The 14,206-nt window shown below is 60.0% G+C and carries 15 protein-coding genes and 2 pseudogenes; 6 read left to right on the top strand and 11 right to left on the bottom strand.

Features of this window, described 5'->3' with window-relative positions:
* Positions 1–162: 162 nt before the first annotated feature.
* A pseudogene (locus ACA053_RS16965) lies at positions 163–489 on the bottom strand (hypothetical protein); the annotation flags it as partial.
* Here ACA053_RS16965 and ACA053_RS16960 point away from each other — a divergent pair.
* A pseudogene (locus ACA053_RS16960) lies at positions 472–738 on the top strand (TetR/AcrR family transcriptional regulator); the annotation flags it as partial. The pseudogenes ACA053_RS16965 and ACA053_RS16960 sit on opposite strands and share 18 nt — an antisense overlap.
* Positions 739–830: 92 nt before the next feature.
* Here ACA053_RS16960 and ACA053_RS16955 read toward each other — a convergent pair.
* Genes ACA053_RS16955 through ACA053_RS16945 form a run of 3 tightly spaced genes read right to left on the bottom strand, consistent with a single transcriptional unit; the run spans position 831 to position 3,894 of the window.
* Entirely contained in the window at positions 831–2,156 is a 1,326-nt protein-coding gene (locus ACA053_RS16955; RefSeq protein ID WP_497311868.1) for an epoxide hydrolase family protein, read from the bottom strand.
* A gap of 57 nt (positions 2,157–2,213) precedes the next feature.
* Positions 2,214–3,170, bottom strand: a complete 957-nt coding sequence (locus tag ACA053_RS16950) for an alpha/beta fold hydrolase (protein WP_497393172.1) — start codon at positions 3,168–3,170, stop codon at positions 2,214–2,216.
* A gap of 10 nt (positions 3,171–3,180) precedes the next feature.
* A complete protein-coding gene (locus ACA053_RS16945; protein WP_497393171.1) occupies positions 3,181–3,894 on the bottom strand; it encodes an SDR family oxidoreductase in 714 nt (237 codons plus the stop codon).
* A 195-nt stretch (positions 3,895–4,089) separates the two neighbouring features.
* On the opposite strand from ACA053_RS16945, the gene ACA053_RS16940 reads away from it, so the two are divergent.
* The gene (locus ACA053_RS16940; protein WP_497393170.1) at positions 4,090–4,680 is read left to right on the top strand and encodes a TetR/AcrR family transcriptional regulator; all 591 of its coding nucleotides are present in this window, start codon (positions 4,090–4,092) and stop codon (positions 4,678–4,680) included.
* A 183-nt stretch (positions 4,681–4,863) separates the two neighbouring features.
* Positions 4,864–5,193, top strand: coding sequence for a DHCW motif cupin fold protein (locus ACA053_RS16935; protein ID WP_497393169.1), 330 nt, complete (start codon positions 4,864–4,866; stop codon positions 5,191–5,193).
* 236 nt (positions 5,194–5,429) lie between these two features.
* Here the strand turns inward: ACA053_RS16935 and ACA053_RS16930 are convergent, their stop codons facing one another.
* The 4 genes from ACA053_RS16930 to ACA053_RS16915 form a co-directional block, all read right to left on the bottom strand.
* Entirely contained in the window at positions 5,430–5,831 is a 402-nt protein-coding gene (locus ACA053_RS16930) for a hypothetical protein (protein WP_497311858.1), read from the bottom strand.
* 132 nt (positions 5,832–5,963) lie between these two features.
* Positions 5,964–6,656, bottom strand: a complete 693-nt coding sequence (locus ACA053_RS16925; protein WP_497393168.1) for an RES family NAD+ phosphorylase — start codon at positions 6,654–6,656, stop codon at positions 5,964–5,966.
* A complete protein-coding gene (locus tag ACA053_RS16920) occupies positions 6,650–7,054 on the bottom strand; it encodes an antitoxin Xre-like helix-turn-helix domain-containing protein (protein WP_497311856.1) in 405 nt (134 codons plus the stop codon). The genes ACA053_RS16925 and ACA053_RS16920 overlap by 7 nt, the downstream gene beginning before the upstream one ends.
* A 151-nt stretch (positions 7,055–7,205) precedes the next feature.
* Positions 7,206–8,132: a universal stress protein gene (locus tag ACA053_RS16915; RefSeq protein WP_109632504.1), complete on the bottom strand. Its 927-nt coding sequence runs from the start codon at positions 8,130–8,132 to the stop codon at positions 7,206–7,208.
* 274 nt (positions 8,133–8,406) lie between these two features.
* Here ACA053_RS16915 and ACA053_RS16910 point away from each other — a divergent pair, with 274 nt between their 5' ends.
* On the top strand, positions 8,407–9,645 hold the full coding sequence (locus ACA053_RS16910; RefSeq protein WP_109632502.1) for an MgtC/SapB family protein: 1,239 nt from the start codon (positions 8,407–8,409) through the stop codon (positions 9,643–9,645).
* A gap of 107 nt (positions 9,646–9,752) precedes the next feature.
* On the top strand, positions 9,753–10,676 hold the full coding sequence (locus tag ACA053_RS16905; protein WP_497393167.1) for a universal stress protein: 924 nt from the start codon (positions 9,753–9,755) through the stop codon (positions 10,674–10,676).
* Between the two features lie 53 nt (positions 10,677–10,729).
* Here ACA053_RS16905 and ACA053_RS16900 read toward each other — a convergent pair whose 3' ends face one another.
* On the bottom strand, positions 10,730–11,293 hold the full coding sequence (locus tag ACA053_RS16900) for a GNAT family N-acetyltransferase (RefSeq protein ID WP_109632498.1): 564 nt from the start codon (positions 11,291–11,293) through the stop codon (positions 10,730–10,732).
* Between the two features lie 227 nt (positions 11,294–11,520).
* On the opposite strand from ACA053_RS16900, the gene ACA053_RS16895 reads away from it, so the two are divergent.
* Complete coding sequence (locus ACA053_RS16895; RefSeq protein WP_497393166.1) at positions 11,521–12,432, top strand: universal stress protein; 912 nt, start codon at positions 11,521–11,523, stop codon at positions 12,430–12,432.
* On the opposite strand, the gene ACA053_RS16890 is transcribed toward ACA053_RS16895, so the two are convergent.
* Both ACA053_RS16890 and fnr read right to left on the bottom strand, forming a co-directional pair.
* Complete coding sequence (locus ACA053_RS16890; protein ID WP_497393165.1) at positions 12,422–13,405, bottom strand: zinc-dependent alcohol dehydrogenase family protein; 984 nt, start codon at positions 13,403–13,405, stop codon at positions 12,422–12,424. The genes ACA053_RS16895 and ACA053_RS16890 overlap by 11 nt on opposite strands.
* A 23-nt stretch (positions 13,406–13,428) precedes the next feature.
* Positions 13,429–14,172, bottom strand: a complete 744-nt coding sequence (fnr, locus tag ACA053_RS16885; RefSeq protein WP_497393163.1) for a fumarate/nitrate reduction transcriptional regulator Fnr — start codon at positions 14,170–14,172, stop codon at positions 13,429–13,431.
* Between the last annotated feature and the right edge of the window lie 34 nt (positions 14,173–14,206).

The following is a 14,206-nucleotide window of genomic DNA, read 5'->3' as shown; positions in this document are numbered from 1 at the left end:
ATCCTGAGTGCGAAAGTTTCCCGGTTTCCAATCACCGGTGCGGGTCATGAGTTCGCTGTGGGGCAGTTGATGCCCGACGTGCAGACCTGAACAGTTGCCAATAGCTCAGGGCAGCCATCGATCCGGGGCGGATTCACCGCGCACCGACGCTGCCCAAAGCGGCTACGTGTTTTGTGCGTCAAGACAGGCGCGATTCGGGTGCTGCCTCACACCGATGCGCGAGAACACCAGCCAGACAAAAAGCAGCACGCTGCAGCCAATGAGAATTGAGGCGACGCCAATCAACGGCTCGACTGACGGGAAACCCTTGAGCCGCAGCGTCAGTGCGCCGAGCAACACCGGGACGCCAACGTTGTACATCCAGAACTGCGTGGCGGCCATGCGTCCCTCGATGATGGACGGGTGTGCAGTGCCGATGATCCCGAACAGGGCCATCGACACCCATCCCAACAAATTGACATGGGCGTGTACCGCGAACAGCGCTACATCGAGCCGATTGTCGACTCGCTGAAGGACGTGCTCTCACCCCGGGCGCGCAAGCGGCTGAAGCAGGCGCTGTCGATAGTCATCGGTACAGAGGCGTTGATCGCCGTGCGCGATATCAGTGGCGCGAGTGTCGAAGAATCACTCGACGCCGCCGCCTGGGCGGCTCGGGCGCTGGTTCGTCAGGCTCTGGCGGAGGATGAAGAGGCTCGACGCAAGCGCAAAGCTACGAGCTCGCGGCCTTCTTCTGAATGACACCGATTAGGCCTGATCCATGTCTTTTAAGATGCCAATCGATAGTGCGGCCTGCCCATCAGGACGATGGGCAGGCCCGTGCAGCGTAGTATTTAGCGCAAGGAGCGGAAGGCGGCGCGCAGTTCTTTGGCGAACAGTTCAGGCTGTTCCCAGGCCGCAAAATGGCCGCCCTTATCCACTTCGTTGAAATAGATCAGGTTGGGATAGGCGCGTTCGGTCCAGGTTTTCGGCGCCTGATAGATTTCGCCGGGGAACACGGTCACCGCGACAGGGATCTTGATATCCCGGGTCTTCTGTTCAACGGCGTTGAAGTTGTTGGTGTTGTTTTCCCAATACAGGCGAGCGGAGGATATCGCGCTGTTGGTCAGCCAATACAGTGAAATACCGTCGAGGATCTCGTCCTTGGTCAGGGATTTTTCTGCATCGCCGCCGCTGTAGGTCCACTGGTTGAATTTGTCGAACATCCACGCGGCCAGGCCTGCGGGTGAATCCGACAAACCGTAGCCGACGGTTTGTGGCCGGGTGCTCATCATGGCGCCGTAAGCCGCATTTTTGCCGAAGAAGGTTTTCAGCGACTCATAGGCCGCGGTCTCCTTGGCCGACAGACCGGCGGGAGGCGAGGTGCCGTCGTTGATTGCCTTGGCGACATCGGCAGGCACGGTGGCCGGCATGTTCACGTGGATCCCCAGCAAGCCGGGCGGTGCCTGGCGCCCCATGGCGTCGGCGATCACCGATCCCCAGTCGCCACCTTGCGACACGTAACGCTTGTAGCCCAGGCGCTTGACCAACACGTCCCACGCCACGCCGATACGGTCGGGACCCCAGCCGCCATCGGTAGGTCTCTGCGAGAAGCCATAGCCGGGCATCGAAGGAATGATCACGTCAAAGGCATCTTCGGCGCGACCGCCGTAGGCCGTCGGGTCGGTCAACGGGCCGATGGCTTTGGTCAGTTCCAGAATCGAACCGGGCCAGCCGTGGGTGAGCAGCAGCGGCAGGGCGTTGGGATGTTTCGATTTGACGTGGATGAACTGGATGTCGAGGCCGTCGATGTTGGTCACGAACATCGGCAAGGCATTGAGTTGGGCTTCAACTTTTCGCCAGTCGTATTGCGTCCCCCAATAGCCCACGAGTGCCTGCAGTTTCTCAAGCTGCACGCCCTGAGATTGGTCATTGACCGTTTCGCGGTCGGGCCAACGGGTCGCCAGTACGCGTTTGCGCAGATCAGCCACCGCGTCTTCAGGAATGTTCACCTTGAAAGGACGAATGGCGCTGTCCTTCTCAACGGTGGCGGCGGCCACAGGCGGTGTTGCGGCCCGGGCGTAAGAGGGCGAGACGAGGGCGACCAGTGCCAAGGCACCAGCGGTTGCTGAAACAGCTAACAAGCAGCGACGGAACGCCGCAGACGATAGTGCTGACATGGTCGTAACTCCAGGGGGGATTAGGGGCAATAAAACAAGGGACTACATTGGATTTCCTTAGCGCGACGGCGTGTCGTTCAAGGGTTTTCGAAAGCGATGGGATTCGGCCTGGTCCAGGAAGGCATTGGCTTGCTGCACGAAATCGTTGGCGTACTGGAACAATGCGCCGTGCCCCGAACTTGGATAGATCAGCAACTTGGCGTTCGGAATATGCTGTTGCAGCGTGTAGGAGTTCTCGGTGGGCACCATCACGTCCTTGCTGCCGTTGACCACCAGGGTCGGTTGGGTGATCTGGCTCAATTGCGAAAAAGTGCCGTCACCGGGAACGCTCCACTTGCCCAGCGCCGCGCCTTGGGCCGCGATGACCTTCATCGAACTGAGCTTGTCGAGGCCTTCCGTGCGCTGGTGACGCCGGTCCCAGAAATCCCGGGCCGCCTGCTGGCTTGCTGGCGCCGGATCGAAGAACAGGTAAGCAGTTTCTTCCTGTGTGGCGATCGATTCGCGCAACGCAATACCGGGAACCCGGGGATCATGTCCCGAGACCCCGCCACGCGGCGACGTTCCCGCCAGGATCAGCCGGCGCACCAGTTGCGGATGACGCAACGCAACTTCCTGCGCCACCATGCCGCCGATTGAGAAGCCAAGCACATCGACCTGCGTCAACCCGCGTGCGCGAGCAAAGGCAGCGACGTGATCGGCCATGGCTTCGAACGAATCAGGTGTTTCGCCGCTACTGAGGCCCACGCCGGCATTGTCGAACAGGTAGACCGGCCGTTGCTGTGCCAGGCCATCGGTCAAAGCCGGGTCCCAGTAATCCATGTTGCCGCGAAAGTGCTGGAGCAAGATGACAGGCACGCCCGTCTGCGCGCCGAACTGGCGATAGGCATACCGCACGCCGTCAGCTTCGACGAATTGATTGGGTGCGCTGTTATGTGTGGCCGCCGGCGCTGCGATGGCGCCGCTGATCGAGAAGGCAAAGACAGCCCCGAGGGTCAGTCGCTGGAAGAGGTGCATGGTGGGCTCCTTACGCGACGGTTTCGGGATTCAGGTAAGCCGCTTGATCAGTCGACAGGCTGGCCTTTATGGCGCGTGTGCCTGTGTCTGCGAGCACTTCTTTCACGCCGGCTTCCACGCCGTCCAGCGACTGGATCACAACGTCGGATGGCTGGACTTTCGGTACGTCAAAACCGTGGGTCAGGTCGGTGTCGATAAAGCCCACATGCAGGCCTTGCACGCTGGTGCCCTGGCCTTGGAGTTCAATGCGCAGCGAGTTGGTGAAGCTCCATGCAGCCGCTTTCGATGCCGCGTAGGCGGACAGGAACGGCGCGGCAACCCAGGCCGCATCCGACAGTACGTTGACGATCGCGCCGCCGCCGTTGGCTTTAAGTACAGGGGCGAAGGCCAGGCTGACGTGCATGACGCCGTAATAGTTGGTTTCGAAGATTTCGCGAGCGGCTTCCACCAGGCCAGGATCGAGCATCGATGGCAGAAGGCGGGCGATGCCGGCATTGTTCACCAGCAGCGTCACGTCGCCTGCCTGGGCCACCGCCGCGGCTACCGATGCCGGGTCGCTGACGTCAAGGCGAATGGCAATCACCCCCGCAATGTTGACGCCTTCAGGGTTGCGCACTCCGGCGTAGACCTTGCTCGCACCGCGCGCCACGAGCTCTTTTGCGAACGCGAGGCCCAGACCGCGGTTGGCGCCGGTCACGAAGGCTACGGAATTTTTTATTTTCATGAGATGTACTCCGGTTGGATGAGCGGTTATCGCCCTGTAAGATTGCGCTCGCAATCATTGGATTAATAATGGTGGTCGCATTTATTAAAGTCAACATAAATATTCTGTCCGTAATATATTCCAGTCAGGCAAGGGTAATTGGTTAATTGTGATCGCAATCATAGTGTGCAAGGATGAGCGCAGAGGAGCCTCATTATGAAAATCTCGAAAGAAAAATCAGAAGCCAATCGCGCCGCGCTGGTGGAGACCGCCAGTCGTCTGTTTCGCGAGAAAGGGATCGACGGTGTGGGCGTCGCCGAGATCAGCAAATCGGCCGGCCTGACCCACGGCGCGCTGTACGCGCACTTCCCCTCCAAGGAAGCGCTCGCCGCCGAGGCACTGGCGTGGAGCCTGGAGCAGGGCAATGCCAAGCTCTATACGGGCACGATCGATGGCGAGCCGGACCTGGAGCGTTTCCTGTCCGACTATCTGGCTGTGGACAGCCTCGACAACTACGCCGAGAGCTGCGCAATGGCCGCGTCTGCCAGCGAAATCGGCCGTCAGGATGTTGCGATCAGCGTGAAGTTCACCGAGGGTTACATGGTACTGGTGCGGGCATTTGAGCGCAGGGTCGCCGCCAACAATCCTGACGTCGACGCGCTGGCCACCGCCATGGGCATCGTCGCCGCGATGGTGGGCGCCCTCTCGGTTGCGCGTGCTACGTCGAAGGCGCGGCCTGAAGTGTCGGCCCAAGTGCTGCGGGGCGTGCGTCTGATGATCGATGCTGCACTGAACAAACCGGTGTAGCGGGAGAGATCGGCGCTTTAAAAGGCGCCGACGTTCCGTTTGGGGATGACAAAACCGCGATACCGCTCTGGCGATCATGCTAAAGCGGACGTCTGTATCTCATGAATGCGAGGTATCTGTGTCTATCGAAAGTACCACTGGATGGGTACGGTCTACAGACACTCTTTCATTGATGAGGTAACCATGGATCTGACGGCTATTCCCTTTGGTACGACCGACTGGTCGACTGTCGAACCTGTCCAATATGCGGGTGAGACGGGTACCGCCCATTGGCGAACCTGCCAGTTTGGCTCGACCCGTGTGCGGATGGTCGAATACAGCCCCGGCTACCTGGCGGATCACTGGTGCTGGAGAGGTCATATCCTGTTGTGTCTGGAAGGTGAGTTGCACACTGAGTTGGAGGACGGTCGCCAGTTCACGCTCACCGCAGGGATGAGCTATCAGGTGGGCAACAACGCAGAAGGGCATCGATCTTTCAGCACCACGGGTGCCAAGTTGTTCATTGTGGATTAACGCAGCGGTTGATTGCTGCGCAATCTGCCTGTCCAGAGCGTAATCAGGCTAATCCGCACGCTGCTCATTGGAATGCCCATCCACTCAGCAATCCGGCGCCCAACGCTACGAGCGCAGTATTGAGACACACCAGCGCGAAGCCAAACCTCACCAGGGTAAGTGCTGGCTCCAGAGCGTAAAAAAGCCCGGCTGATGAGGCCGGGCTTTTCGTCGAGGACTTCGGTGAAACCATTCATTTATACAGCGCGGCTTTCGATCAAGCGGTCCGAACCACCTTCAGCAACCCGGTTCTCGATCAGACGATCCGAGCCACCTTCAGCAACACGGTTCTCGATCAGACGATCCGAACCACCTTCAGCAACGCGGTTTTCAATCAGACGATCCGACCCACCTTCAGCAACCCGGTTTTCGATCAGACGGTCGGAGCCACCTTCAGCGACGCGGCTTTCAATCAGGCGGTCAGAACCACCTTCAGCAACGCGGTTTTCAATCAGACGGTCGGAGCCACCTTCGGCAACACGACTTTCAATCAGACGATCCGAGCCGCCTTCAGCGACAACCGGGTGAGCAGAAGAAGCGGCGAAAGCGTTAACTGCGAAAACCGAGAAAGCGATGCTGAGAAGGATTTGGCGTTTCATGATGGTGTGCTCCGGGGTGTAGTTGTTTGGTATGGAGCCGATCTTACGCCGCGGATTTTTTATGAGAACTTCATTGAGTCGATGGTGACTATCGACGCCGGTAATGAGTGCGAAAGCACCGGTTTAGACGCCTCAGGCTTCGCTGATCTTATTGACACTCGTCATCTGACCATTCCAGACCATTTCGTAATGCGCCGCCTGAACGATGGATAAAACCGGTCTCGGCGTCATCAGCGCCCAGCAATAACTGCCCTGCATCCGCACCGAGTGGTAACGAATGCCCGGACAGCGCGCCTCTTTGACTGACCTCCCCAAACGCCGCGACTCGGTGTAATCGTCAGGGTCATAAACAGGATCGGTCAGCGCAATGGACGCAGCATCTCTCATCGCTGCATCCACGAAAGAGCAGGACAGCCCCCGGAACACAAACCGCTCATAGTTGAGGCTCGGGACATTCGACCAGTACAGGCTCTGGTGATGCCGCACCTCGGCCAACGCCGTTTCCATGGAGTCCGCCAGGTACAACACCCCAAAACTGCCATCGCTGAACCGCGAACCCGCCGGGTTGATGTGGGTAAAAGGCGCTGTCGCGTAAGAACAGCCAGGAATGCCGAACGGGATCTGATCCCGGGCAATCAACTCAAGATGACCCACTTCATTTTTCAGCCTTGGATTCGTCAACGCTTGAATCTGATACAGCACCTCAAACTCGTCCGCATCCGCCACGTCATCGAACATCGCGATCGGTGGAAACTTCGAATTGACCAATCGATAAGCCTGCAGCTGCTCGCCGGCCAATTCTGCCAGTTCGTTCACCGTTACCATTGCGCACCGCGCAGCACGTCGATGCGCTTGAAGGTTTCATACAAGGAAATCATGTCGCCCTGAGCCATGATCTCCAGCGGACTGCGGCCATTGAAAAACTCGTTGTGGTTGGCCATCGACGCGAAGCCGTAGACGTTATCCGGGTTATCGAAGACCAGGCGCAGTGCGGCGTGGGTGTTGAGCACGAAACTGATGCGTTGCATCTGGTCTGAATCCAGCGCCACGGACCACGAGGGATCGCGCTGCCGGGCGCGGGTATAAGTGCTGCGGGAAATGCGCAGGATGCGACAGGCCTGCTCGCTGGAGGCGCGCCATTTTTCGAGGATGCCGACGGCTGCACGCAGGCCTGTCACGCATTGGGTTTTGGTGAGTGCCTGTTCCCGGAGTGGGACTGCCATGTGTGATACCTCACTCTGATTCCATAGACTCAAAACTATCTACATTGAATCTACAGAGCAAGGATGTTTCGACCAATGGAATACAAAGTGGCCTGGGGCGATTTACACAAATGGGCTGCCGTTGGACACGGCAGCCCTGGTTCGCAGGGTTTCAGTCGCTGAGCACTTCGGGCGAAACCACCCAGACGCTGCATGGCATTTTGTACAGCAAGTGTTCTACCGTGCTGCCAATCAGCCGGCCTATGCCGCGATGGCCAACCCGCCCCATGACGATCACGTCGGTGTTGTAGGCATCGGCATAACTGGCCAGGACCTTGGCCGGGTTGCCCATGACCATGTGTCGTTGCCCGGGTGGGATACCATTGCGCTCGGCCAGGTCGTTGAAGGCTTCGCCCTGGGCGTCGAACAGGGTCTTGGCGGTGGTCGAGGAGAAGAATCCGGAGGCATTGTCGAAGCCGAATTCATCGGCGCCGATCGAAGACAAGTCATAGGCGTAAACCACGTCGAGCCGGGCGTTGCACGCCGTTGCCAGCTTCACCGCTTCATGCAGGATCCGGTCGTTGAAGCCTTCGTACTGACCGTCACGATGGAAAGGGTCGACCGCCGCGACGATCCTGCGCGGCAAGGCGTGCTGCATATGACTGACAAAGTGCAGCGGCACCGGGCATTCGCGCAGCAAATGGATATCCAGGGGCGTAAACATCATCCGTGACAGCAGCGATTCATGTTCCAGTGCCTTGATCAGCAGGGCCATGGGCTGTTCCTTGAGATGGATCAGGATTTCCTGCAGCGGTTTTTCGACCCAGACCACTTCTGTGGTGACGGTCACGCCAATATGGCGCAGGGGGCGGGCCTGTTCTTCCAGCCATTGACGGTGGCGCTCGATGTACCCCAGGCGCATCTGCTCCAGCGCTTGATCGTTGACCAGGCCGGCGGTCGCCAAGCCTTCCAGGTAATCGAAGGCGACGATGTGCAGCGCTGCGTCTTCAGCCTTGGCCAGTGCGGCGGCCCGGTCGAACGCGGGGCTGTTTTCCATCAGGGGCGAGACGACCAGCATGAAACGTGATTGCTCGGACATGACAATTCTCCCTAGGGTCATCACTCAGACGCTGGCCGGAACAGGCCGCGAAGGTTAGTTGGCGCGTGTACCTGATGCCGATACTGCCGTTGACCGGGAATTGCAGCTTGATCTTTGTCAAGCCGGCGCCTGTGAAGCGGGAAGGTCGGACGTGCGGTCGCAAGGTCGATACTCGACGGGGTTGATCATGATCAATCTATGCTTGATCAGTACGGCGCAATCTGGCGTGAACTGAGCGTAGGTGGGCCGGGGCTCACCCCGGATCGAGAGTCCAATGAATGAAACCCTCGGCATGACCGGTGCGGCGGCTGCGCTGGGGATCGGCATGCTCATCGGTCTTGAACGTGAACGGCGCAAGGGACGAGGGGATAGCCGGGCCTGTGCCGGATTGCGCACTTTCGCCATTACGGCGCTGTTGGGCTATGGGGCGATGCAGGTCGGAGGTGGCTTGCTGCTGGGAATCATGGCGATCTGTCTGGCATTGCTGATCACCGTGGCGTACTGGCGCAGTCCGAGTAATGATCCTGGCGTGACCAGTGAAGTGGCATTGCTTGCGGTGCTGGTACTGGGCGCGTTATGTGGCACCGCGCCGGAGCTGGCGATTGCCATTGGCGTGGTGATCGCGGGGCTGCTGGCCTACCGTCAAAAGTTGCACCACTTTGCCCGCAGCCAATTGACCGAAGCGGAAATGCGCGACGGCCTGGTGCTGTTGATTGCTGCGCTGGTGCTGTTGCCGCTGGTGCCAGACCGTTTCATCGGTCCTTACGCCGCCATCAATCCGCGCACCATTTGCACCCTGACCGTGTTGCTGATGGCGGTGGGCGCGGTGGGGCATATCGCCGTCCGGGCGCTGGGTACGCACTACGGCTATGCGGTCAGTGCGATTGCCTCCGGGTTTGCGTCCAGCACCGTGACCATTGCGGCCATGGGGCATCTGGTCAGCAAGGAACCGGACAATGTCAAAGTCCTGAGCGCGGCAGCGATTCTGTCCAATTTGGCCACTGTCACGCAGGTCGGCCTGATTCTGGGGGCGGTTGACACCGGTCTGTTGCGACCTATGTGGGGGCCGCTGTTGTGCGGGGCCGCCGCCGTTGCGTTGTATGGGGTTTGCCTGATGTTTCCAAGGTCTGCGAGCGGCGCTAACCAGCCGTTCAAGGTCGGTGGCGCGTTCAACCTCAAGCTGGCCCTGATGGTCACGCTGATGATGACCGGGATCACCTTTGTGTCGTCGGTGATGCTCAGCCATTTCGGCGAGGTGGGGGTAATGCTGACGGCCACCTTGACCGGATTCGCCGATGCGCACGCCTCGACGGCGTCCATTGCCGCCCTGGCCAAATCGGGCCAGTTGCCGTTCGACGCCATTGCTGGCCCTGCGCTGATCGCGGTCAGCAGCAACTCCTTGAGCAAATGCCTGGTGGCCTGGGTCAGCGGCGGGCGGCGATTCGCCGCGTACGTGATTCCCGGCCAGGTGTTGCTGACGCTGGCTATGTGGGCGGGCATGTTGCTGCATTAAGGTGCTTCGCGCCGGGTCATTGATAAAGATCAAGCCGCTGGGGGGCCGGAAGCCACATTCTGCAGGTCTGTCCCTTCCATGAAGATGACCGCGTACCGAGGTGCACCATGTCGCAGACACAGCGTTTACTGTTGATTGCTCCTTCAGTCATGACCCGCACCCCGGCATTCGACCGGGCAGCTGCGTTGGCGCTCGCCATGCAGATGCCGTTGCACATTGTGGCGTTCGATTATTTGCAGGCCCTGGCGGTGGCCGGTCTGTTTGCCCCAGAACAGGTCAACGTGGCCCGGGACGGGTATTTGCAAACCCATCGGCAATGGCTCGCCGAGCAAGCCGGATTGATGAGTAAACACGGGGTCGAGGTGACCAGCGAGGTGGTCTGGGTGCAGCATCCCTACGAGGAGATCATGCACTTCGTCAACGAGATGCCCTTGGCGTTGATCATCAAGGATGCGCAGGAAGAGTCGGCGTTGAAGCGGGTCTTTTTTACCCCGCTGGACTGGCAGTTGTTGCGCGATTGCCCGGTGCCGGTGCACCTGGTGACCAACGCCCTCAACCCTAGGCCGCGCAACGTGCTGGCCATCATCGATGTGTTACGCAGCAAGGATCAGGACCACGTGTTCAACGACCAGATTATCGACGCCGCGGCGAAGCTGGCCAGTGTATGTGGTGCGGCGCTTGAGCTGGTGCATGTATATGACTGGACGGCCGTGTACGCCCAGGACATTGGCTTCGGTGCGCTGCCATTGGCCGTCGGGATATACGAAACCCTGGGAACGACCCAGCACGAAGCGTTTGCGGCAGTGGCCGAGCGCCACGGCATAGCGCCGCAGAATCGTCACTTCATCGAAGGCGTGCCGCTGACGAGCATTTGTGAGTTTGCCGCTGATCACCACACCGATGTCATCGTGATGGGGACGGTGCAGCACAAGGGGCTGAACAAACTGTTGGGGACCACGGCCGAGCAATTGTTGCATCGGGCGCCTTGCAGCGTGCTGGCCATCAAACCGGGCAGGGTCCTGCAATCCTGAAGGCTGGATCGCCCCGCGATGAACCGTTGGCCGGAACATCGCGGGGCAATTTTTTACAGGGAAAGACGATGAATGACCTGACGGGTGTCATCGGGATCATTGTGCGTCTCGAAACCCAGCGCTTTGGCCAGGTCGCGCATCGGCGCATTGCTGGAGGCGTCCACCGAATACATCTGGCGGAAACCGTTCTTGCGCGCGGCCTTGATCAAATGCTCCATCAACAAAGAGCCCAGACCCAGGTGCGTCCATTCATCAGCGACGGTCACGGCGCATTCACATTCATGCTCGCCCGTGGCGGCGTAACGGCTGACACCGATCTCGATCAGTTGGCCATTTTCGTGGACCAGCGCAATGTAGGCCGTGCGCTGTTTGTTATCGGTGTCCATCAGTTGGTTGAGCATCGCCGCACCGGGCTCGTTGATCTGCGCGAGAAAGCGCATGTGCCGGGACTCGGGCGACAGCCGCTTGATAAAGGCGAGTTCGCGCTCGCGGTCTTTTTCCGCCAGCGGCCGGATCAGCACATGACGTCCATCCTTGAGTGCTTCAATCCAGTATTTACCGGTGACTGCGGCGTAGGCAGCAGCGGCTCGGTCATTGTGGTCTTTGACAGTCAGCATGGTGTGATCCTCCATCTGGTTTGAAAGGTGGGCGCACGGTGACGAGCCGTTCGGTTACTTCCTTTCTACGCCGTTGGCGGTGCCAGAACCTGATCTGGATCAGAGACTCGCGACGGCAGGCATTCATTGGCTCATGTTTGATGTAAATCAACCTGGAGGAGGGCGTAACGAGCGCAGTCTTGGACACCTGCCGGCGTTCAACGACCGGTGTCGAGCCGAGGTGTGTGATGGGCCAATATCAACGTCTGTTGCTGATCGCCGACCAAACCCTGCATCAGTCCCCCGCCATGCTGCGGGCCGTCGCGCTGGCCAGGGCGAGCGGCGCCGAGCTGGCGGTGCGGGCCTTTGTCGAGCCGGCACCGGTGGTGCATTTGTGGGAAGACAAGATCGACGATGCGAGGTATCAGGGCTATTTGCGCCGCTTTCGTCGCTGGGCAGCCGACGAGGGCGACCGGCTTGACGAGATGGGGCTGAAGGTGACGGTTGACGTGGTGTTCACCACCCATCCGCTGCTGGATATTCTGAAAACGATCGAAGACTTCAAACCGGATCTGCTGATCAAGGACGTCACCCTCGAACCGCTGCTCAAACGGGTATTCATCACGCCGCTCGATTGCCACTTGCTGCGCGAGAGTCCGGTCCCCGTGCACCTGGTCAACCAGACGCGTTACGGCTTGCCGCACCGGGTCGTGGCGGCGGTGGACCCGTTCGACCCTTTAACTCAAATCAATGGCTTGAATGACACCATCATCCAGACCGCTAACGCCCTCGCGCTGCAATGCGACGCTCCGCTGCATCTGCTTTACGCCTATGACTTGTCGCCAGCCTTCAACGGCGACGCGCCGCTGGCCGGGGGTGGCTGGGGCGTGGATTATATCGAGGAGCTGCGCCAATCCTTGCACCAGGCTTTTGTCACCCTGGCGGATCGCTACGGTGTGCCACCTGAGCGACGGCACTTTGTCATGGGCCTGCCTGTGCCGGTGATCAGTGAATTCGTCGAGCAATACCTGGCGGATGTGGTCGTGATGGGCACCGTGCACCGGGTGGGCATCGACCGATTGATCGGCAGTAACACGGAGCGTGCGCTGTACTCGGTGCCGGGCAGCATTGTGGCGGTCAGGTCAAACGTCAGGGCGTGAGGACAATTGCGCCCTTGAACTGGCCGGCCCTCAAACACGTCAAGGCCTGATTGGCATCCTCCAGGGCAAAACGGGTGACGTCGCAATGCACCGGCGTGTGTTGCAGCTCTTCGAAAAACGCGGTGCCGTCTTCTCGGGTCAGGTTGGCCACCGAGCGCACGCTGCGCTCGCCCCACAAGAGCCGATAAGGGAAGGCGGGAATGTCGCTCATGTGAATACCGGCGCAAATCACGCAGCCGCCCTTGGCAGTGACGGCCAGTGCCAGCGGCACCAGCGCACCGACGGGCGCGAAAATCAGGCTGGCATCGAGCAAGTGCGGCGGAGGCTGGTCCGAAGGGCCGGCCCATTCCGCGCCCAGTGATCGGGCATAGGCCTGGCCTTCGCTGTCCTCCGGGCGAGTGAAGGCCGACACCCGTTGACCCCGGCCCCGGGCCACCTGAATCGCCAGATGCGCGGCGGCCCCGAAGCCATAAAGACCCAAATGACGAGCGCCCTTGGCCATTTGCAACGCGCGAAAGCCGATCAGGCCGGCACACAGCAGCGGCGCAGCCTGGATGTCCGAGAGCGCCTCGGGAATAGGGAAACAGAAGCGCTGGTCGGCCACCGTGTACTCGGCATATCCGCCGTCCAGATGACAACCGGTAAACTGCGCACGGTCGCACAGGTTTTCCCGGCCCGAGGTACAGAACCCGCACTGACCGCAGGTCCAGCCAAGCCACGGAACGCCGACCCGCCGGCCGATCCAGTCGGGCGTGACCTCGCTGCCCACCGCCGTGACTTCGCCGACGATTTCATGGCCGGGCACCCGTGGCAGCACGGCTTGCGGCAACTCACCGTCCACCAGGTGCAGGTCGGTGCGGCACACGCCGCAGGCGAGCACTTTAAGCAGCAGTTGGTGTGGGCCGGGTATCGGGATGGGGCGTTCTTGCAGTTGCAACGGCTGGCCGGGGATAGACAGAACCATGGCGCGCATGACGAAGCTCCAGTCGGGCGAAATCAGCGGGGTTGGCGATGACAGCCGGCGACCATCTGCTTGAGCCCTTCCATGTTCTGGATCTTGACGTCGCGGCCGGCGATTTCCACCAGTCCTTGGTCCCGCAGGTGCGCAATGCCCCGGCAGATGGTCTCCAGGCGTAGCCCCAGGTAGGAGCCGATTTCTTCGCGACGCATTTTCAGCACGAACGCTTTGGATGAATAACCACGGATGCTGAACCGTTGGGACAGGTTCAGCAGAAACGCCGCCAGGCGCTCATCGGAGTTCATGTTGCCCATCAACATCAGCATGCTGTGATCGCGCACGATTTCGCGGCTCAGCAGCCGGTTGAGGTTGTGCTGCAACGACGGCAGGGTTTGCGCCAGTTTTTCCAGCTGCGCAAAGTGAATGGGACAGACTTCGCTGTCCTCCAGGGCAATCGCCGTACAGGCGTGCTCCTCGGCACTGATGGCGTCCAGACCGAGCATTTCGCCGGGTATGTGAAAACCGGTGACTTGTTCACGGCCATCGACGGACACCACGCAGGTCTTGAATGAGCCGATACGCACCGCGTAAAGCGAACGCAGAGGGTCGCCGGTGCGGTACAGCGCGGTGCCCTTTTTAACCTTGAAGCGTTGCACGATCAGCGTATCCAGCCGTTCGACTTCCGCTCCGGTCATACCAATGGGAAGACACAACTCCAACACACTGCAGCTGGAACACGCAGCCTTGAGGTAATGAACTTGCAGCGGACGAGTTTCAGGCATGGGGGAATGACGCCGTCTGGGGGTCTGCTAAGCA

Source organism: Pseudomonas sp. LBUM1672 (genome assembly GCF_059695655.1).
The sequence above is the reverse complement of the archived record's forward strand: the minus strand, read 5'-3'. Positions and strand labels throughout refer to the sequence as shown.

Excerpts from the sequence above, each read along its gene's own strand:
- ACA053_RS16955 (WP_497311868.1), bottom strand. The coding sequence starts at position 2,156 with ATGTCAGCACTATCGTCTGCGGCGTTCCGTCGCTGCTTGTTAGCTGTT.
- ACA053_RS16950 (WP_497393172.1), bottom strand. The coding sequence starts at position 3,170 with ATGCACCTCTTCCAGCGACTGACCCTCGGGGCTGTCTTTGCCTTCTCG.
- ACA053_RS16945 (WP_497393171.1), bottom strand. The coding sequence starts at position 3,894 with ATGAAAATAAAAAATTCCGTAGCCTTCGTGACCGGCGCCAACCGCGGT.
- ACA053_RS16940 (WP_497393170.1), top strand. The coding sequence starts at position 4,090 with ATGAAAATCTCGAAAGAAAAATCAGAAGCCAATCGCGCCGCGCTGGTG.
- ACA053_RS16935 (WP_497393169.1), top strand. The coding sequence starts at position 4,864 with ATGGATCTGACGGCTATTCCCTTTGGTACGACCGACTGGTCGACTGTC.
- ACA053_RS16930 (WP_497311858.1), bottom strand. The coding sequence starts at position 5,831 with ATGAAACGCCAAATCCTTCTCAGCATCGCTTTCTCGGTTTTCGCAGTT.
- ACA053_RS16925 (WP_497393168.1), bottom strand. The coding sequence starts at position 6,656 with ATGGTAACGGTGAACGAACTGGCAGAATTGGCCGGCGAGCAGCTGCAG.
- ACA053_RS16920 (WP_497311856.1), bottom strand. The coding sequence starts at position 7,054 with ATGGCAGTCCCACTCCGGGAACAGGCACTCACCAAAACCCAATGCGTG.
- ACA053_RS16915 (WP_109632504.1), bottom strand. The coding sequence starts at position 8,132 with ATGTCCGAGCAATCACGTTTCATGCTGGTCGTCTCGCCCCTGATGGAA.
- ACA053_RS16910 (WP_109632502.1), top strand. The coding sequence starts at position 8,407 with ATGAATGAAACCCTCGGCATGACCGGTGCGGCGGCTGCGCTGGGGATC.
- ACA053_RS16905 (WP_497393167.1), top strand. The coding sequence starts at position 9,753 with ATGTCGCAGACACAGCGTTTACTGTTGATTGCTCCTTCAGTCATGACC.
- ACA053_RS16900 (WP_109632498.1), bottom strand. The coding sequence starts at position 11,293 with ATGCTGACTGTCAAAGACCACAATGACCGAGCCGCTGCTGCCTACGCC.
- ACA053_RS16895 (WP_497393166.1), top strand. The coding sequence starts at position 11,521 with ATGGGCCAATATCAACGTCTGTTGCTGATCGCCGACCAAACCCTGCAT.
- ACA053_RS16890 (WP_497393165.1), bottom strand. The coding sequence starts at position 13,405 with ATGCGCGCCATGGTTCTGTCTATCCCCGGCCAGCCGTTGCAACTGCAA.
- fnr (WP_497393163.1), bottom strand. The coding sequence starts at position 14,172 with ATGCCTGAAACTCGTCCGCTGCAAGTTCATTACCTCAAGGCTGCGTGT.